Raw genomic sequence first — 18,928 nt, forward strand, 5'->3', positions numbered from 1 at the left:
GTAGGTAGAGGGTGTGCGCGTACACATCAGAGACGACGTCCTTCGTCGTCTCGCGGAGGACCCAGGCTTCGCCCCCAAGGGCTGGGGCCGCGACGTCATCCGCTCCTTTCGAAAAAAACTGCAGTTGCTCGACGCGGCAAAAGACGATCGAGACGTGCGTGCCTTGAAAGCGCTGCGCCTCGAAAAGCTGTCGGGAAACAGAGCGGGAACATCCTCGATTCGCCTCAACGGCCAGTACCGAGTGATTCTTCGCTTCGAGACGGATGACGAGGGCCGCTTCGTCATCATCCTCGAACTCGTCGACTACCACTGAAAGCCCAGACACCACGAGAGGAGCCGCATCATGGCAACCATCCGCGCTGAAGTCTTTCCCGCTGGGGACTTCCTCGCCGACGAGCTAGCCGCGCGCGGCTGGACCCAGGCCGAGTTCGCCGACATTCTCGGCCGACCACCTCAGTTCGTCTCCGAGATCATCACCGGCAAGAAGGAGATCACTCGGGAGTCCGCGGCGCAGCTCGGCGCGGCGCTCGGCACGTCGGCCGAGATGTGGCTGGACCTCCAGGACAGGTACTTTCTCTGGCTCCACAGCCAGGATGGACCGACCCAGGCGGCTCTGAAAGACGTTCGTATTCGGGCCCGCCTCAAGGAACTCGCGCCGATCCCGCTCCTCGTCAAGAGGGGTTTCATCACGTCGACCACGACGGAAGGGCGGGCTGCGGAGCTTCGACAGCTTTATCGCATGGATTCCCTTGAGGACGAGCCAGACCTCCAGATCGCGGCGCGCAGGACGAACCAGGAGGAGAAGCTGACGCCAACACAGCTGGCATGGGTAGCGTGCGTTCGAGCCCTCGCCGAGAAGCGAAGTGTTTCCGACTATTCCCCAAAACGACTGGAGGCTCTCGCCGTGCGCCTTTCGCAGGTGGTGCGAGAAGCGGAGCATGTCACCATACTTCCAGCGCTGTTTGCCGAGTGCGGTGTGACGCTGGTGTACGTCGAATCGTTTCCCTCCAGCAAGATCGACGGCTGCTCTTTGATAGTGAATGAAAAGCCCGTTATCGGCATCTCCGGCCGCGGAAAACGTCTTGACAAAGTCCTTTTCACCGTGCTTCACGAAACTGCTCACGTCGTGCTCGGTCACGTGGATGAATCGGGGATTATCGTCGATGACCCCGACAATCCGCACACACTCGGGACGGAGAAGCCAGCCGACGATCTCGCGCGCACGTGGACATTTCCCGAAGCGCTTCCGCCCGCGCCCGCTCGCGTGCGAGCCGAGTGGGTGCAGGAAGTGGCGAGCGCGCTGGGCGTCCACCCCATTCTGGTCGTCGGCCGACTTCAAAACGAGAAGGTACTGACGTGGCAGACACCGCTCGCGAAGGGCGCCCCGGCCGTCGACGCGCACCTCGCGCTCTGGGAGCGACCCGCCGTCGGCGGCCCGTCACCGAGACGGGCCGACGCCTATTCGCAACCTGGGATAATTGGGGTGGGCTAGAACTCAATGCGTCGGAGCTGGGGAGCACTTTCAAGGCGAAGAGTACCGGAGTGGAGTGTTCCCGCTTCGGTGGACTCGGGTCTTATGCCGCGAGTTCGTGAATGAGGCTTATGCAAAATTCGGGTAGGGCTTCATAAAAGCCCTGGTCAGAGGCTTGTTCGCTGGGCGTGCGAGGGAATTTTGCCTCAGCCTCACTGATCACAACGTAACGCCGCTCAGACATCTCCCGAGTTGCTTTCGCCTACCTACGAGCGAGGATCTCGTGTTGGATCCGCTGACCGAGTTTTACCTCTTCCAGGGAGTTCTCGCCGAGCACGCGACCGTCGCCGATGCGGAACAATACCCCGTCTTTGAGCGGCTCATGCCGTACCCCGTCCGGGAGGAACTCGACGAACGATGAGTCTGCCCGGTAGTTCAGCCAACCCAGCTGCTCTTTCGTTTCTGAATCATGCACTGCGTCACGATAAGCCCGCTCGGTGACGAGCGCGCGATCAGGGTTCCACAACTCGATCATGTATCGAAACACCCGCTCAGACACCACCGGGTCCAGCAACGGCGACGCAGGATCGCCCACCTTCAATGTTACACTATTCGACAGGCGAGGACTTGTAGCTCCCGCAAACATCGACACGTGCACGAAGTCACGCGTCCGTTGCCTTTCCGGCTCGGTCACAAGGTCAAAGCTCCAACCAACACTTGCCGTTGAATTCGCGGTGGGGCACCCATCATCATCAAGGTGTGTGAAGAAGTGCTGAGGAGCACTCCTATCCCAGCCGCGTTCGAGCATAAGCTCATCAAGGTGCTGCAGATCAGCTCCAAGCGGTTTCTCGTCGTTCATTCGATCGCCGAGCGCATACCAGGTTTCGAAGACGGGATGCAACTCTCGTAGCCCTTCAAGGAACTTTCGCACCTGGATCGTGAACTGACCGAAGGTCAGCTCGCGTGATTTCCAGAATGCGCCGAGATATGATTGAAACGTAGTCATGATTCCTCGCTCTAGCTCAATATGGAGTATAAACGGTTCTGAATGCGCCTTCGAAGCCTTCGTCCTTCAGTAGCAGATCAACTGCTTGCTTGGCGGCCTCTGTAGAGAAATGCCATTCGATAGGCGTGGCGCCGGCTGCCTTAACCTGTTTTTCGATGTCCTTCAGTGTCTTTTTCTGCCAAAATGTTTCTTTTAGTGGTGGGTACTTCCGCCAGTCTTTGGCATCAATGATGCACGTTACGGATCGGATCGTGTCCGTCGAAGTTTACGTCATTTACTTCGTACTCTGTGCCGCGTTCCATGCGTGTGGTGAACTCTTGGTACGCCTCGCCCCCGTTTCGTTTTGGTGTTTCCCTCCAGATGCCGGGGCCACCCTCGGTCTGGCCGCGCCAGGATTCCCCGGCACGAGGGAGTTCTCCCTGCTTCAGCGTCAACAGGCCAGCATCGGCAGGTAACTGATCACCACCGCCTCCACGATTTCCAGCATCGAAGTCTGAACCTCCACTACGCGACGTCACACTCGACCCGTCAACCCCGTCTGCGGGCCGTATTGACGGCGTGAATTTGTCGCTGACTGTCACTCCTCCCGCGCCGGAATGGGTTTTGAGCCAGTCCAGTGCGCTGGTGGTATCACTCGCGGCGGCGATCGTGCCGTGTTTCCCGAGGTCGAGGTCATCGGCCTTCGTGGCCAGGCGCCCGAGGTCGTCGGCTTTGTTGATCAGGTTGTCGAGCTTGTTCACCTTCGCCGCAGCAACGAGAGGGGTAAGGTTCCCGACGATCTCGCCGATCACGAACGTGAGGCTTATGCAAAATCCCCTCGCACGCCCAGCGAACAAGCCTCTGACCAGGGCTTTTGTGAAGTCCTACCCGAATTTTACATAAGCCTCCGTGTTCCCCGAGGCGACCTGCCCGACCACGGTGGTCAGCTGCTTCGACAACTTTGAGCGCGCCTCGTCGCTGGTGGCGAGGGTGAACACACCGGTTCCTCCGCCATGTCCTGCATGTTCAGCTGCAGCGCTCCGGAGGGAATCTACTCACTCAAGGAAGCGCAGCTCGTACCGCTCAGGCACCGCGTCATACTGGTAGTAGTGCCAGAAGATGTCACCAGCTTCGACAGCGCCAAACGCCTCCTCAGCGGGCACTTTATCAACACGACCGTTCCAAGTGATATCCGCAGTGCCCGTGGACTGTTCACCTTCGGGCAACAGGCGAGCCAGCCTGTAGAGACTTTCGGAGCCGTCCAGATTCTGCTTACGCACCTCGATCATCATCGCAGCCGCACTCCCAGCAGCCTGCAAAAACAAATCCGCCCAAGAACCAGGCAGATCATCCCTCAACCGCTTGCCCTCCGGCAGTCGAGACAAAGAGATCGCGAATTCGCCTTTACTGTCCATCAGCATTGGCGCGCGGCGAACAACTTGCTCAGCAAGCTGACCACTCAAGACTTCTAGTCTCGAAACTCCGTTATAAGTGAATACGTGCGTGACTGACATCTCCCAAGCTTTCTTTTTATGGAATTTCCTGAAGGATGACTTCGACAATCTCGATCGGTTCACCATTCAAGATACCCCTCGCCGGATTATCTGACGAAACCCTGCTATCGAAGAGACGCTGACTATTCCCGCCGCGCTGATACTCAAGGGTAGCGTTACCGCTTTTAACTTCGACTCCGATGTACCGATTACCCACCAAATGGATTAGCCCGTCATAGTAGCGGAGTTGCCCACCGGCTTCAAGCCTTACGCCAACCCGATCGGAAATGACCTCGACGCCCATTCTATCACGAACCTTTTCTAGCCCGAGTGCTTCTTTGTTCGCGCTGACCGCGTCTGAACCCGTGTAGTGTCCGAAAATGTCTCGCTTGTCGCCTCGGTCGATGCCTCGAAGCTGCTCTCGAATTGTGTCCGGCAGGGCCTTAATTTCTTCGGGAGTCAACTCGCCCCGTCGAATCTTGTCTACAACGCTTTGCACCCCGTCTGCTGGCCGTATTGACGGGGTGAATTCGTCGCTGACTGTCACCCCTCCCGCGCCGGAATGGGTTTTGAGCCAGTCCAGTGCGCTGGTGGCATCACTCGCGGCGGCGATCGTGACGTGTTTCCCGAAGCCGAGATCATCGGCCTTCGTGACCAGGCGCCCGAGGTCGTCGGTTTTGTTGATCAGGTTCTCGAGCTTGTTCACCTTCGCCGCAGCACCGAAAGGGGTAAGGTTCCCGGCGATCTCGCCGATCACGAACGTGTTCCCCGAGGCGACCTGCCCGACCGTCGTGGTCAGCTGGTTCCACAACTTCGAGCGCGCCTCGTCGCTGGTCGCGAGAGTGAACACACCGGTCGCGAGGGTGAACACGCCGGTCACGGTGTCCTGCATGTTCAGCTGCAGCGCCCCGCTGACCTGGTCTCCCCACCCAGAACCGAGCCCGGCGAGGAACTGTAAGCGTTTATCGCCGGACGCGATCGCGGGCTGCGCGAGGGTGGCGTCATACCAGTGGCCGACCTGTTCGGAGGCCATCCCGATCAGGTTCAACTCCTCACCCGTCGTCGCAATGGTGACGTGATTGATGGCACTGTTCACCCCGCCCACCACCAGCGAACCACCCAGGGCACTCAACCCCAGAGACACACCACCCGTGAACGGGGCCACACCGATCCCGACGGCCGTGACCACGACACCCGCGAGGACCTGCACCCCATCCCACACCATCCCCCACAGAGCATCCTCGTGCCGCTTCCGCTCAGCGTCCGCGGTCACATCAGCGACATACCCCGAGAACAGAGCCTCCCACCCAGCAGAGGCGACCTCCCGATTCTGCTCGCAATACTCCACCATCCCCCCGGCCAACTCCCCCAACCTCCCGAGCGTGAGGTTAAAGCTTCCCGACAGGTAGGAGCGTCCCTGCCCGACAGTGAGACTCCCCAGGTTCGCGACCACCCGGTTCAACTCCGCCACAAGGTTCTTCACCTGATCGAACCCGGGATCCGTGGCCTCATACGCCGCCCACGTCTCCTGCTGAGACGTCACAATCGACCGCATCCGCTCGAAACCCTCCGCAGCATTCTCGGCCGCGGTCGCCCCCGCACCGTCCAGCGACACCAGATGCGACGCGCTCGCAGCAATCGACCGCAGATCGGCCGCGAACCCCCGCAACCGCTCGATGCCGGTATCAAGCTGGACACGGTGCGCGTCGAACTCGTCGTTCACGAGCCGGAAATTCCCGTCCGTGTCCACCTGGGAATATCCGTTCCAATACACGCCGATCGCGGTCTGGAACGTCGACAGACACACCAACAGCGACTGCACGATCGGGACATGCACTTCCCGAATATAGGCACGCATCGCATCCGCACCCTGACCACTGATATTCCCCGAGGCGGCCAGACTTTGGAGCCCCTGCAGGAGCGCCTCAAGCGCCTCACTCCGGTCCGCGAGACTCTTCTGCAACCCAGGAGACGACGCCTGCCACGAATCCGCAGAAAACTCCACCACACTCACTGCCGCACCTCGCCACCCTGCACGTCCCGCACCTCGTTCGTGTCCTTCAGCGCCACAGCACCATCCGTCGCGCTGCGATCCCAGCCCTCTCTCGTCTCCGCCACCCGGGACGTGAGGGCGGACACGGTCCGAGTCTCGTCAGGAAACCCGTCGCGTAGACCTCGTGTGTCTGAACCCATCGCCTCTTGCTTCCTCACCGTCTCATTCAGTTCACGGCTCTCGCGACAGCCTGCGCAGAACGCGTCGCGCCGAGTCTTCTGCGCCCGGGAAGCTGCTAGAAACCGAAGCTCTGCGCATCCTGCGCATCACGCTCACCGATAGTGTCCACATACGTGTTCACCTGTTCGTTGATGTTCACCAGCAACTCCTCGAACTTCTTCACACTCTCGGACAGCTGGTTATACTGCTCAAGATACGCCTGGAACGCCTGACCCTTCCACTGCTCAGCAATGGTCGAGTTCATCTGGCTCACCTTCTCAAGAGCCTGCTCACTCTCTTCCTTCGAGCGGGTATACACCCGAGCCTGCTACTTCAACTCTTCCGGCGAAACACTAAACCGAGCCACGAAACGTCCCTTTCCTGAAACTGCCCGCGACCGTAGCACGCCGCCACCACACGACCAGGAAACCCGCAAGTCGTCACTGTGCGCCCCCACACCTCAGCCAGGAACTAGAGCGGTGCCGCTGTCGATGGCACCGCCGAACATGCACGCAACTCGCCGTGGTGGCCGGTAGGCAGATTCCCCGTCATTCCGGCGTTCCACCGGAAGATTCGGGCGACTCCTGAGGCGGCCGCCATAGTGCCCGAACCATCTCGGGATGAGTTCAGCCACGACGCCGTCGCTAAGGCGCGAAGTGGAACGCCGTTGGCGCAGAACGCGAAGGACCTAGGCTCTCGAAGAACCCGATCGCGAACGGAACGAAACGGAAGCTTATGCAGAATACCCTTGCATGCTCAACGAACGAACCTCCGACCAGGGCGTTTGTGGCGATTAAACTGAATTTTGCATAAGCTTCAATGTTCCTGAATCCTAGCTCATGTTCTGTCGGTCTCAAATATCCGATGGTGGAGCGGCGGCGTCGGGTGTTGTAGTAGGTTTCGATCCACAGGAAAGTCTCGGTTCGCAGGAACTCGAGCGTTGGCCATGGCTTTGTGTGCATGAGTTCTTTCTTGTAGGACGCGAAGAATGCTTCTGCTGCTGCATTGTCGTAGCAGATTCCGGTTCGACCCATCGATCGGTCGATGTTGTTGTCACGACAGAATTTGGCAAATTCGTTGGAGGTTGTGCTACTTCACCCAGTATTCACTTCCACGGTGTTCACTTCTGCGAAGCCAGAAGCCGAGTACGTCTTGCCAGCTCTCCGGGCTTCCCGGCTGGGCCTTCATGACCTGCCGAACGACGCCCGGCGAAACCTTGCCGTGTCTCGGGATAGCGATCACCTGCACGCCATCCGGCGAACCCCACACGTTGTGCGGACCGCGCTCTCGGAGCAGCCGCCACCCACTCGCGTCAAGGAACTTCTCCACCTCGCGCTGCCTAACTTCCTTGACTACGACCGGGGACTTACGACTAGGGACTAGTGCCCCTGGTCAGTCAAGGCAAGGGGGGCTAGTCAGTCACCGCCAGTGCAAGCGAGAGAGCTCACCACTCCGCACGCCCTTTCGCGCCCCGCCGCGCCACCTAGGCTCGATCCCGTGACAGCGCAGACGGACGTGCTCGTGGTCGGCGGCGGTCCCGTCGGCCTCCTCCTGGGCGCGCTCCTCGCTCGCTCCGGAGTCGATGTCCAGGTGTGGGAGCGGCGCTCCTCGGTGCCGCGCGGCTCGCGGGCGATCGGCATTCACCCGCCCTCACTCGACGCCTTCGCCGCAATCGACGCCGATGCGCCCGTGCTCGCCGAGGCCGCTCTAGTGCGGGAGGGGGTCGCCCGTAGCCGCGGCCGCACCCTCGGCACGCTCTCGTTCGCACGCGTCTCCACCACGCACCCCTACGTCGTCACCCTCGACCAGCACCGCACCGAGGCGATCCTGCGCGAGCGGCTGCACGCCGCAGCTCCGGAGGCACTGCGCCCGGGCATCACGCTGACCGACCTACACCGACAGGCGCAGTCCATCAAGGTGACAGGCTCCGGCCGCGACGGCGAGCCCGTCTCCCTCCGCGCCGCCTTCGTCGTCGGAGCCGACGGCGCTCGCAGCACCGTGCGCGGCCTACTCGGCCTCCGCAGCACCGGCCACGACTATCCCGACCGCTACGTCATGGGCGACTTCGCCGATCCCGAGCCCGCGGCCCTCACCGACACGGCACTGGTCGACGTCGGCCCGAGAGGGGTTGTCGAGTCGTTTCCTTTGCCGGGTGGTCGGAGGCGTTACGTCGCGCTCAGCGGACCCGACCACTCCCTCGGCGCCCCCGCATGGCAACCCGAGGAGGGCCCGGATCAGGACGCGGCACTCGCCCTGGCCGCCGCGGTCCGCGAGCGCACAGGGGCCGAGGCGGATCCGGCGACGTGCAGCATGCTCAGTGGATTCCGAGTGCGTCGGCGCGAGAGCGAGCGGATGGGGGTCGGCCGGGTCGTGCTCATCGGCGACGCCGCACACGAAATCAGTCCGATTGGCGGGCAGGGCATGAACCTCGGCTGGCTCGACGCGGCCGAGCTGGCGCCTCTCCTGGTCGGCGCGATCCGCGACGCAGACGCCGGCCCCTGGCCCGACTTCGCCCGCCGACGGACGGCGGCAGCCCGTCGCGCAGCTCGGCAGGCGGAGGCGAACATGGCGCTCGGACGCCCGGCTGGCACGCTCGCGCACCGCGGCCGAGAGGCGTTCCTCCGCACCGCCCTCGCGCTGCCAACCGCCGACGTCCTGGCGCGCGTCTACGCGATGCGCTGGTCCTGAGCGATCCCGCCGCTTAGGCGACCAGCCGAGCCCCAGCCAGCCCGAGCTCGCCGACCAGCACCAGCGACGCGACGATCACCAGCCGGAACAGAGTGCGCGTCGGCGGCCCCGTGAGCACCAGGCGGATGCCCACTCCCGCCAGAGCGATCACCGCGACCGTGCCCATGACCGCCAGCACTGCTCCCGCGCCGCGCACCGGCTCGCCGCCGAGCAGCTGCCCGCCGCCGAGCAGCTGCCCGCCGAGCACGAGCAGCGCCGCAACCACGAGCGAGCCGAAGGCGACCACTCCCGACACCCGCAGCCCCAGCCGGTGCGGGAAGCCACGCACTCCCGTTGCTTCGTCATCGACCAGATCGGGGAGCACGTTGGTGCAGTGGATCGCGACGCCGAACACCGCTCCGGTCGCGATTGCCCACCAGGCCGGAAGCCGCCCGTCGCCGGCCGCCACCGCGACCACAGGCAGCAGGCCGAACGCCAGCACGAACGGAGCGACCGACCACGCCGTGCGCTTCAGCCCCGCGTCGTAGGCCCAGCCCGCGCCGACCAGCACCACGTGCGCGATCGCCGAGACCGACCCGAGCGGTAACGAGAGCACCACGGTCGCGGCCGCCGTACCGAGAGCCGCCCCGCGCACCACGCCCACGCTGATCAGACCCTGCGCGAGCGGCTTGTCAGTGCGCCCCACCGCGCGGTCGCGGTCGGCGTCGATCCAATCGTTGGCCAGCCCGATCGAGAGCTGCCCCACCAGCACGGCGAGCGCGACCAGCACCACAGGGCCGAGCGGATGCCCGGACGCCGCGGCAATCACGGTCGCCAACACGGTGACCGTCACGGTCGGTCCGGGGTGCGATGAGGCCAGCAGGAGTCGCACCCGGGACGTCATTCCGCCAGCCTAGGGTCGCCGCACCGGCGAGAGGCGCCAGCCCCTCCGCATGCGTCGGGTCGCGGTCGGCGAAGGCGTCGAGCGATCGGATCACGTCAGCGTCAGCCGCGCCGGGAATGGGCCGACCTGGGGCAGGGTTGCACCACCCGGCATCCCGACTCAGGAAGAAGGCCTCGGTGGACCTTGTGCACTGGCTGTTCGACGCGCAGATCGTCCTCGGCGATCAGACTGTGCTCTGGCGGGAGGTCATCGGCAACATCTTCGGCCTGCTCAGCGCGCTCGGCGGAATGCGCCGGAAGGTCTGGGCGTGGCCCGTCGGCCTGATCGGCAACGTACTGCTGTTCACCGTCTTCATGGGCGCGCTCTTCGACACACCGAATCCGGTCAACCTGCTCGGCCAAGCGGGGCGTCAGGTGATGTTCATCCTCGTCAGCGTCTACGGCTGGTACCGCTGGACGCACCGTCCGTTCGACGCGAGCACCCGGATCGAGCCGCGCTGGGCCTCCTGGCGCACCCGCTGGCTGCTCGTGCTCGGGATGGTCGGCGGCACCGCGATCCTCACCCCCGTGTTCCGTGCGCTCGGCTCCTACGAGCCAGTCTGGAGCGACGCCTGGATCTTCGTCGGCTCCGTCCTCGCCACCTACGGCATGGCCAAGGGCTGGGTCGAGTTCTGGCTGATCTGGGTGGCGGTCGACCTCGTCGGCGTGCCACTGCTGTTCTCCGCCGGCTACTACGCGTCCGGCCTGATGTACGTCTTCTACGGCGCCTTCACCCTGACCGGTTTCTTCGTCTGGATGCGCCAAGGCACCCGTCCGTCCGCCGTCGTCGTCACCGTCGGCTGAGCCCGAGCACCCTGCGGCCGCCGAGGGAAGTGCCCGTGGGGCGGCCTCGTTGGTGGTCCACTGCGAGCGGAGGCGCCCCCCTCTCAGAGACGAACGCCATCTCTCCCTCATCCACTCCAGCCACACGTCCGCGCGCTTCGCGGACGCCGACCTCGCCGCGCTGCTCGCCCAGTGCCGACGACAGCGCGAGGTGCAACGGACAGCGGCGATAGCTCGGATATTGTGAGGACGTGATCACCGGAGAGTTGAAGAGCAAGATCGATCGAGTCTGGGATGCGTTCTGGTCCGGGGGCATCTCGAATCCGCTCGAGGTGATCGAGCAGATCACCTATTTGCTGTTCGTGCGGCGGCTCGATGACCTGCAGACGCTTGCCGAGAAGAAGGCGCGTGTCACTGGCGGTAAGGTCGAGCGGTCGATCTACCGGCGGGGGCTGGAGCATTTGAGGTGGAGCCGCTTCAAGAACGACGACCCCGAGGTCATGTGGGATGTTGTCGGTAACGAGGTGTTCCCGTTCCTGCGGACCCTCGGCGGAGACGGATCAACGTACGGCGAGCACATGCGCGACGCCCGCTTTACCATCCCGACGCCCGCGTTGCTCTCGCGGGTGGTCGACATGCTCGACGACATCCCCATGGCCGAGCGCGACACCAACGGCGATCTGTACGAGTACCTGCTGTCGAAGATCGCCTCCGCGGGAGTGAACGGGCAATTCCGCACGCCCCGACACATCATCGAGCTGATGGTCGCCATGATGGCGCCTCAGCCGGCGGACGAGATCTGCGACCCCGCGTGCGGCACGGCCGGGTTCCTTGTCGCCGCGTCGGAGTATGTGCGGCGCGAACACCCCGGTGTGCTGACAAACGCGGCGCAGCGCTCGCACTTCCACACGAGCATGTTCCACGGGTTCGACTTCGACTCGACCATGCTGCGCATCGGCAGCATGAACATGCTGCTCCACGGCATCGAGGCGCCCGACATCCGCTACCGCGACTCGCTCTCCGAGGGCGCAAGCGACGACGCCGAGCGATACACGCTGATTCTCGCCAACCCGCCCTTCGCCGGCTCGCTCGACTACGAGTCGACGTCGAAGGATCTACAGCGCATCGTGAAGACCAAGAAGACCGAACTGCTCTTCGTCGCCCTGTTCCTGAAGCTGTTGAAGCCCGGCGGACGTGCGGCGGTGATCGTGCCCGACGGTGTGCTGTTCGGCTCGTCAACCGCGCACAAGGCGTTGCGGCGGATGCTCGTGGAGGACCAGAAGCTCGACGCGGTCGTCAAGCTCCCGTCAGGCGTCTTCCGCCCCTACGCGGGAGTCTCGACCGCGATCTTGTTCTTCACGAAGACGGACTCCGGTGGCACTGACGACGTCTGGTTCTACGACGTGCACGCCGACGGCTTCTCCCTTGATGACAAACGCAACCCGATCGAGGCGAACGACCTGCCGGATGCGCTCACCCGCTGGGCAGACCGCAACACCAGCGAACGCGACCGGGCGCGCACCGATCAGTCGTTCACCGTGTCCAAGGCGGACATTGCCGCTCAGGGCTACGATCTCTCCCTCAACCGCTACAAGGAGATTGTCCACGATGAAGTCGAGCACCGGTCGCCACTTGACATCATCGCCGACATCGAGGCCCTTGAAGCGGAAATCGCCGACGAACTGGCCGAGCTGAAGGCGATGCTCGCGTGAGCGTCTGGCCCGAAGTTGCGCTCGGTGAAATCTGTGAGTTTCGATACGGTAAGGCGCTTGCCAATGCGAATCGAGACGGCGGGATGCACGCTGTCTACGGATCGAACGGGGTAGTCGGCTGGCACTCGCGCGCACTGACTTCCGGGCCAACTGTCATCATCGGACGGAAGGGGTCATTCGGCGAAGTTGCGTACTCCACTGAGGCATGTTGGCCGATCGACACCGCATACTACGTCGATTCCACGAGCAGCCAGGTTGACCTCAAATGGTTGAGCTATCGCCTAGGCGGACTCGGCCTAAAGAAACTAAACAAGTCAGCCGCGGTCCCGGGCCTGAATCGCGACGACGCCTACCGACAAAGCCTCCTTCTGCCACCGATCGAGGAGCAGCGGCGGATCGCCGCGATCCTCGACCGCGCCGACGCGCTGCGCGCCAAGCGCCGCCAGGTGCTCGCCCAGCTGGATCTCCTGCAGCAGTCAATCTTCGTGCGACTATTTGGCGAGCCATCCACCTGGTTCGACCGATGGACGCTCGGCTCCATCGGAGATCTGGTGGAGTCCACTCAGTACGGTACCTCAACAAAAGCTGGCGCCGTTGGCGAGTGGCCAGTACTCCGTATGGGAAATGTCACGGATGCTGGTCGGTTGAATCTTGATGATCTGAAGTACCTCGATCTACTGGCACCCCAGTCCCCCAAGTATACAGTGCGACGCGGTGACCTTCTCTTCAATCGCACCAACAGCCCTGAGAAGGTCGGAAAATGCTGCGTTGTCGAGACCGACCGCCCCCTCGCTTTTGCGGGCTACCTCGTGCGCGTCCGATTCACCAATCCTGCTTCTGCGTACTTCGTATCGGCCTACCTGACTAGTCGCCATGGGCGAGCCGTGCGCCGCGGTCGCGCGAAGGCGGCGGTAAATCAAGCAAACATCAACCCCACCGAGCTCAAGTCGATTTCGATAGCGCACCCCCCAAAGGAGCTAATCGATGCGTTCGCGATGCAAGTGAAGTCGATCGGACAGCATCGCACTCTCATTGAACGCGATCTGACGGTCGCTGAAGACCTATTCGCAGCGCTGCAGTCGCGCGCCTTCCGGGGAGAACTATGACCGCGAACTTCGACTTCGTGCGGGCCGCATGGCCAGATGTCTGCACTGACGCCTCGCGCGCCGAGTCCTACCTGTCGAGCGACCCGCGGTCGGCGTGCTTCTACGGCCGTCGTGCAGCGGAGCAGCTTGTCGGCCGTCTCTACGAGGTACTCGGCCTGTCCCTCCCGTACCAGGACGACCTGTCCGCGCGCATCAACGACGCGGGCTTCGCGCGGGTCGCCGGGGTGGGGATCACGCAGAAGCTGAACCTGATCCGCAAGCTGGGCAACCAGGCCGTTCACGCGCCGCAGCCGATCCGGCCGGACATCGCTCTCGCGGTGCTGCGGGAGTTGCACCACGTCCTGGTCTGGGCCGTGTTCCGGCATTCGGCACATCCGGCCGGCGTACCGACGGGCGCGACGTTCGATCCCGCTCTCGCGGCACGAGCGGCACCGCTCACACGCGAGGACGTGCAACGGCTCGCGGCGAAGTTCGCCGCGAAGGACGAAGCCCACGCCAGGGCACTCGCGGACCGGGACGAGCTCGCGGCCCAGCAGGCCGCAGAGATCGAGCAGTTGCGGGCGCAGGTGGCCGCGGCGCAGGCGTCGAATCACGCATCCGACGACCACGACTACTCCGAAGCCGAGACCCGCGACCTGTTCATCGACGTGCTGTTGGCCGAGGCTGGCTGGCCGCTCACCGAGCCGCGCGATCGCGAGTTCGAGGTCGTCGGCATGCCGAACGAGCCGGGAGTCGGGTTCGTCGACTACGTGCTGTGGGGAAGTGACGGGCTGCCGCTCGCGGTCGTTGAGGCGAAGCGCACGACGAAGAGCGCGCAGGTCGGGCAACAGCAGGCGAAGCTCTACGCCGACTGCTTAGAAGCGGCGTACGGGCGGCGGCCGGTGGTGTTCTTCACAAACGGGTACGAGCACTGGCTGTGGGACGACGCGGCGGGGTATCCCCCGCGTCAGGTCGCAGGGTTCTTCACGCGCAGCGAACTCGAGCTGATGATCCAGCGCCGCTCGACTCGCCTGCCGCTCTCCGGTGCCGCGGTGAGTCCGGACATCGCTGGCCGCCACTACCAGGTACGGGCCATCCGTGCGGTCGGGGATGCGTTCGATCGACAGCAACGGCAGGCGCTGCTGGTCATGGCGACCGGGTCGGGCAAGACGCGGACGGTCATCGCGCTAGCCGATCAGCTGATGAAGGCGAACTGGGCCAAGCGCATCCTGTTCCTCGCCGACCGTACCGCGCTGGTGAAGCAGGCGGCAAACGAGTTCAAGGCGCACCTGCCCGGCGCCGCGACGGTGAATCTGGTGACCGAGCGGAACGCTGAGGGACGCGTGTACGTCTCTACGTATCCCACGATGATGAACCTCATCGACCGCATGAGTGACGGCGAGGGCATCCCGACCCGGCGGTTCGGGCCGGGGTTCTTCGACCTGATCGTGATCGACGAAGCGCACCGGTCGATCTACCAGAAGTACGGCGCAATCTTCGACTGGTTCGACGCGCTACTCATCGGCCTGACGGCGACGCCGAAAGACGAGGTCGACCACAACACCTACCGGCGGTTCCACCTCGAAGACGGCGTGCCAACCGATGCGTACGGGCTCGACGAGGCGGTCGCAGAAGGCTTTCTTGTGCCACCCCGAGGGGTGTCGGTCGGCACCCGCTTTCTGCGCCAAGGTATCCGGTACGACGAACTCAGCGAGGCAGAAAAGGACGACTGGGACGCGCTCGACTGGGGAGAAGACGGGACGCCGACCACGATCGATGCGGATGAAGTGAACCGGTTCCTCTTCAACGAGGACACCGTCGACAAGGTGCTGGCGACCCTGATGACGCGCGGCTATAAGGTCGCCGGTGGCGACCGGCTCGGAAAGACGATCGTGTTCGCGAAGAACCAGGCGCACGCCGAATTCATCCAGCGCCGCTTCGACGAGCAGTACCCCGAACACGCAGGACACTTCGCGCGCGTGATCACCCACGGCACCCCGTACGCGCAGAACCTGATCGACGAGTTCTTAATAGCCGATCACGCGCCGCACATCGCCATCTCGGTCGACATGCTCGACACGGGTATCGACGTACCTGAGATCGTGAACCTGGTCTTCTTCAAGCCGGTGCGATCAAAATCGAAGTTCTGGCAGATGATCGGCCGCGGCACCCGCCTAAGCCCCGATTTGTTCGGCGAGGGCCAGCCCAAGCAGGATTTCCTGGTCTTCGATTTTTGCGGCAACCTCGAGTTCTTCAGCCAGGATCTGCCCGGCAGCGAGGGCTCGAACCAGAAGTCCCTCAGCCAGCGACTATTCGAGGCCCGGCTCGGGCTGATCACCGCGCTCGACCGAGCACAGATCGACGGGGAGCTGCGCGCGTCTGCCGCCGACATCCTGCATGGGATCGTCGCGGGAATGAACATCGACAACTTCCTCGTTCGCCCAAAACGGCGCTGGGTCGAGCAGTTCGCCGACTCGGCCGCCTGGGACGCTCTGACGCCCGAAGACGCGGCCGAAGTGCTCGCGCACCTAGCCAGCCTGCCGTCGGGCGTAACAGACGACGACGTCGATGCGAAACGCTTCGACCTGCTGATTTTGCGCAGGCAGCTTGCGCAGCTCGACGGCGACCTGATCGTCGCCGACCGCATCCGCCAGCAGGTGCAGGCGATCACAACAGCGCTGCTGGCGAAATCAGCGATTCCGTCGGTCGCAGAACAGCTCGTGCTGCTGGAAGAAGTCGCCAGCGATGACTGGTGGGTCGACGTAACCCTCGACATGCTCGAGGCCGCACGGCTGCGCATCCGCGCGCTCGTGCGCTTCGTGCCGAACGTCACCCGCCCGCGGGTCTACACCGACTTCATCGACGAACTCAGCGATGCGACCGAAATCCTGCTGCGCCAGACCACGCCGGGCACCGACCTCGAACGGTTCCGTGCCAAGGCGGCCGCGTACCTGCGGCAGCACGAGGACCACCTGGCGCTGCAACGCCTGCGCCGCAATCGGCAACTCACGCCCGATGACGTGAGCGCCCTTGAGTCGATGCTGCTGGCCAGTGGAGCAGGCTCCAAGGCCGACATCGATTTGGCCACCGAACAGGCGCACGGGCTCGGGCCATTCATCCGCTCCCTCGTCGGCCTGGATCGGGAGGCAGCGCTCGAGTCCTTCGCGCGCTTCCTCGACGGGTCGCGTTTTTCCGTCGATCAGATCCGATTCATCCACCTGATCGCCGACGAGCTCACTGCGAACGGTCTGATGGACGCGGGACGCCTCTACGAATCGCCCTACACAGACCGGGCTCCGAGTGGCATCGACTATCTCTTCAACGAGTCCGACGTGACAGTCATCGTGGAGATCCTGGCCGACGTCAATGCTCGCGCGCGGCCCGAAATCGTGGCTTAAACTCGCCCGAGTCCTCGTACGACGTTCCAGATATGGGACGTCCGGTGAGGAAGCAGCGCCGCCTCGGTAGTGCAAGTGACCTCCAGCCGCTAGCTGGTCATGTTCATCTGAACGAGTGCCGCCGTGACGCAGGGAGCTGTGCAGGCGGGCGTGAGGAATGACACCGCAGATGAGGGTTCCGAAGGCGTCCGTTCAACGAGCGGCTAACGAGACGCCACTGACGCTCTCACTGGAGGAATAAGGCGACCAGCTGTGGCTGATCGACGGAGACAGATGATGGGTAATCCTGTACGGGGACACGGGCTACACAGGGGAGTCGGCAAGGGACGTATCGGAGGCGCCATCTTCGGCGTCGCGGTCAGCGCAGTGGTCGGCAGCCTAGCCGTCGGACGTCAGTGGATCGCAAAGCGCCGCACGCAACCATCCGAGCCGCTCCGTGACACCCGCCCCGGACGCGAGCGTGGCCCGGCAGGCGGCACCCACGAGAAGCGCGACGACAAGCCGGAAGGCGGCGGCGAGAGGTAGTTGCCGCCGCGTTTATCAGTCCGCTACCCCGTCGTCGTTGGGAGCATAAGTTGTGGAAGAGCTCAGGACATTCGTGTTAGACATCCATTTCGCCAACCGTCTTTGCGCGATCCGCGTCTGCGGAACGAGCTAGCGGGCCGGCCCGGTCCGGGTCGGCTCGCGCCGCGCTCAGAGGGTGAGAGTGTGCAGAATCAGAGTTGTGAAGCCGGTGGTGGCGCCAGACTTGGTGTAGTCCTGGATGGCGCGGCGGTTCCTACGGCATGGCCAAGGGCTGGGTCGAGTTCTGGCTAATGTACGTCTTCTACGGCGCCTTCACCCTGACCGGTTTCTTCGTCTGGATGCGCCAAGGCACACGTCCATCCGCCGCCGTCGTCACCGTCGGCTGAGCTTCCCGCCGAGGTTCCCTCGCCGCGCCACGCCCCCGTGCTGGGGGACGTAAAGTGTGCTCACCCGCGCCCGACGCGATCACAGGAAGCAACGGTGCCGATGCCGGAAGACAAGCCCGCGGCCCGGGCGCCGAGCATCTACGACGTCGCTCGCGCGGCCGGAGTCTCGCACCAGACCGTCTCACGCGTCCTCAACGACCACCCCAGCCTGCGCGCCGAGACCAAGAGACGCGTCCTCGACGTGATGGCCGAGCTCGACTACCGACCCAACCTGGCCGCCCGCGCCCTGGTCACCAGTCGCACCCGCACCATCGGCGTGCTCTCCTCGCAGAGTCTCCAGTATGGTCCGGCGTCCAGCATCCAGGCCATCGAGGTGGCCGCGCGCGACGCCGGCTACCTCGTCGTCACCGCCAACGTCGACGGCACCGACGGCGCATCAATTCAGGCCGGGATCCGTCACCTGCTCAATCAGGCGGTCGAGGGTCTCGTGGTCATCGCCCCGCAGATCAGGGTCTTCGACATCCTCTCCCAGGTTGCCCTGCGCATCCCGCACGTAACGCTCCAGACCAGCGAGGACGACCGCGACGACGCCCTCTACGTCGACCAGATGGCCGGCGCCCGGATCGCGACCGCCCACCTCATCGACCTCGGCCACACCGAGATCGTGCACCTCGCCGGCCCGCAGGACTGGATCGAGGCGGAGGCGCGCATGCGCGGCTATCTCGCCGAGCTCGACCGCCGCTCCATCCCGTTGCGTCCGCCGCTGCTCGGGGACTGGAGCGCCGAGCGCGGGCACCACGTCGGCCACGAACTCGCGCGCTTCATCGACTTCACCGCCGTCTTCTCGGCGAACGACCAGATGGCACTGGGCCTGATGAGCGCGTTCCACGAGCGCGGCGTCCGCGTGCCAGACGACGTCAGCGTCATCGGCTTCGATGACATCCCGGAGGCGGCGTTCTACTGGCCGCCCTTGACGAGCGTCCGCCAGGATTTCGCCGAACTCGGCCGCCGCTGCGTGGCGACGCTGCTCAGACTCATCGATGGGGGGCGGCCGGAGGCGTCCACGCCGATCTCGCCGCAATTAGTCGTCCGCGGCTCCACTGCGGCCCCTCGTTCCGCCGTCGCGTCTGCCCTCCACCGACCGAACCGGGACACGTCCGACGCCGTTACCGAGTCGAGACGTCTGCGTTGACAAGAAAGGTGCCAGCGGGGCTAGCATGACGCAATGTGATCGCTCACATGAGCATTACCTCTCCGTCCCGAATCCGA

Annotated in this window: 18 protein-coding genes; 9 read left to right on the plus strand and 9 right to left on the minus strand. The window is 64.0% G+C overall.

Annotated elements, in window-relative coordinates:
* The first annotated feature begins 13 nt into the window (after window positions 1-13).
* Together HRF29_RS06740 and HRF29_RS06745 are read left to right on the plus strand one after the other, a co-directional pair.
* Window positions 14-313 carry a type II toxin-antitoxin system RelE/ParE family toxin gene (locus HRF29_RS06740; RefSeq protein WP_173246656.1) on the plus strand — a complete coding sequence of 100 codons (300 nt, stop codon included), beginning with the start codon at window positions 14-16 and terminating at the stop codon, window positions 311-313.
* Between the two features lie 30 nt (window positions 314-343).
* Window positions 344-1,492 (plus strand): HigA family addiction module antitoxin, encoded by a 1,149-nt coding sequence (locus HRF29_RS06745; protein ID WP_173246659.1) that lies wholly within the window; start codon window positions 344-346, stop codon window positions 1,490-1,492.
* Window positions 1,493-1,733: 241 nt separating this feature from the next.
* Here HRF29_RS06745 and HRF29_RS06750 read toward each other — a convergent pair whose 3' ends face one another.
* The 8 genes from HRF29_RS06750 to HRF29_RS15500 all read right to left on the minus strand — a co-directional run bounded on the left by HRF29_RS06750 (window position 1,734) and on the right by HRF29_RS15500 (window position 7,490).
* Complete coding sequence (locus HRF29_RS06750; RefSeq protein WP_173246662.1) at window positions 1,734-2,477, minus strand: Imm52 family immunity protein; 744 nt, start codon at window positions 2,475-2,477, stop codon at window positions 1,734-1,736.
* Between the two features lie 224 nt (window positions 2,478-2,701).
* Entirely contained in the window at window positions 2,702-3,268 is a 567-nt protein-coding gene (locus tag HRF29_RS06755) for a hypothetical protein (RefSeq protein WP_173246665.1), read from the minus strand.
* A gap of 243 nt (window positions 3,269-3,511) precedes the next feature.
* Window positions 3,512-3,970, minus strand: a complete 459-nt coding sequence (locus tag HRF29_RS06760; protein WP_173246668.1) for a hypothetical protein — start codon at window positions 3,968-3,970, stop codon at window positions 3,512-3,514.
* Window positions 3,971-3,986: 16 nt separating this feature from the next.
* On the minus strand, window positions 3,987-5,963 hold the full coding sequence (locus tag HRF29_RS06765) for a T7SS effector LXG polymorphic toxin (RefSeq protein WP_173246671.1): 1,977 nt from the start codon (window positions 5,961-5,963) through the stop codon (window positions 3,987-3,989).
* Complete coding sequence (locus HRF29_RS15305) at window positions 5,960-6,088, minus strand: hypothetical protein (protein WP_343043677.1); 129 nt, start codon at window positions 6,086-6,088, stop codon at window positions 5,960-5,962. Before HRF29_RS15305 ends, HRF29_RS06765 begins: the two co-directional genes overlap by 4 nt.
* A 149-nt stretch (window positions 6,089-6,237) precedes the next feature.
* Window positions 6,238-6,480, minus strand: a complete 243-nt coding sequence (locus HRF29_RS14870) for a WXG100 family type VII secretion target (RefSeq protein WP_343043678.1) — start codon at window positions 6,478-6,480, stop codon at window positions 6,238-6,240.
* Between the two features lie 325 nt (window positions 6,481-6,805).
* Entirely contained in the window at window positions 6,806-7,195 is a 390-nt protein-coding gene (locus HRF29_RS15495) for an integrase core domain-containing protein (RefSeq protein WP_173246674.1), read from the minus strand.
* A gap of 55 nt (window positions 7,196-7,250) precedes the next feature.
* Window positions 7,251-7,490 (minus strand): type II toxin-antitoxin system HicA family toxin, encoded by a 240-nt coding sequence (locus tag HRF29_RS15500; protein WP_173246677.1) that lies wholly within the window; start codon window positions 7,488-7,490, stop codon window positions 7,251-7,253.
* 168 nt (window positions 7,491-7,658) lie between these two features.
* On the opposite strand from HRF29_RS15500, the gene HRF29_RS06785 reads away from it, so the two are divergent.
* Entirely contained in the window at window positions 7,659-8,849 is a 1,191-nt protein-coding gene (locus HRF29_RS06785; RefSeq protein ID WP_173246681.1) for an FAD-dependent monooxygenase, read from the plus strand.
* A gap of 13 nt (window positions 8,850-8,862) precedes the next feature.
* Here HRF29_RS06785 and HRF29_RS06790 read toward each other — a convergent pair whose 3' ends face one another.
* Window positions 8,863-9,732 (minus strand): UbiA family prenyltransferase, encoded by an 870-nt coding sequence (locus HRF29_RS06790; RefSeq protein WP_173246684.1) that lies wholly within the window; start codon window positions 9,730-9,732, stop codon window positions 8,863-8,865.
* 176 nt (window positions 9,733-9,908) lie between these two features.
* On the opposite strand from HRF29_RS06790, the gene pnuC reads away from it, so the two are divergent.
* The 6 genes from pnuC (at window position 9,909) to HRF29_RS06820 (ending at window position 18,851) form a co-directional block, all read left to right on the plus strand.
* Window positions 9,909-10,574 carry a nicotinamide riboside transporter PnuC gene (gene pnuC, locus HRF29_RS06795; protein ID WP_173246687.1) on the plus strand — a complete coding sequence of 222 codons (666 nt, stop codon included), beginning with the start codon at window positions 9,909-9,911 and terminating at the stop codon, window positions 10,572-10,574.
* Window positions 10,575-10,804: 230 nt separating this feature from the next.
* Window positions 10,805-12,265, plus strand: coding sequence for an N-6 DNA methylase (locus HRF29_RS06800; RefSeq protein WP_173246691.1), 1,461 nt, complete (start codon window positions 10,805-10,807; stop codon window positions 12,263-12,265).
* On the plus strand, window positions 12,262-13,371 hold the full coding sequence (locus HRF29_RS06805; protein WP_173246695.1) for a restriction endonuclease subunit S: 1,110 nt from the start codon (window positions 12,262-12,264) through the stop codon (window positions 13,369-13,371). Before HRF29_RS06800 ends, HRF29_RS06805 begins: the two co-directional genes overlap by 4 nt.
* Entirely contained in the window at window positions 13,368-16,748 is a 3,381-nt protein-coding gene (locus HRF29_RS06810) for a DEAD/DEAH box helicase family protein (RefSeq protein WP_173246698.1), read from the plus strand. Before HRF29_RS06805 ends, HRF29_RS06810 begins: the two co-directional genes overlap by 4 nt.
* Window positions 16,749-17,533: 785 nt before the next feature.
* Complete coding sequence (locus HRF29_RS15135) at window positions 17,534-17,659, plus strand: hypothetical protein (protein ID WP_281357281.1); 126 nt, start codon at window positions 17,534-17,536, stop codon at window positions 17,657-17,659.
* A gap of 100 nt (window positions 17,660-17,759) precedes the next feature.
* Window positions 17,760-18,851, plus strand: a complete 1,092-nt coding sequence (locus HRF29_RS06820) for a LacI family DNA-binding transcriptional regulator (protein WP_173247686.1) — start codon at window positions 17,760-17,762, stop codon at window positions 18,849-18,851.
* Window positions 18,852-18,928 lie beyond the last annotated feature (77 nt).

Origin of the sequence: Rathayibacter agropyri (assembly GCF_013249015.1) — a bacterium.
Taxonomy (GTDB): domain Bacteria; phylum Actinomycetota; class Actinomycetes; order Actinomycetales; family Microbacteriaceae; genus Rathayibacter; species Rathayibacter agropyri.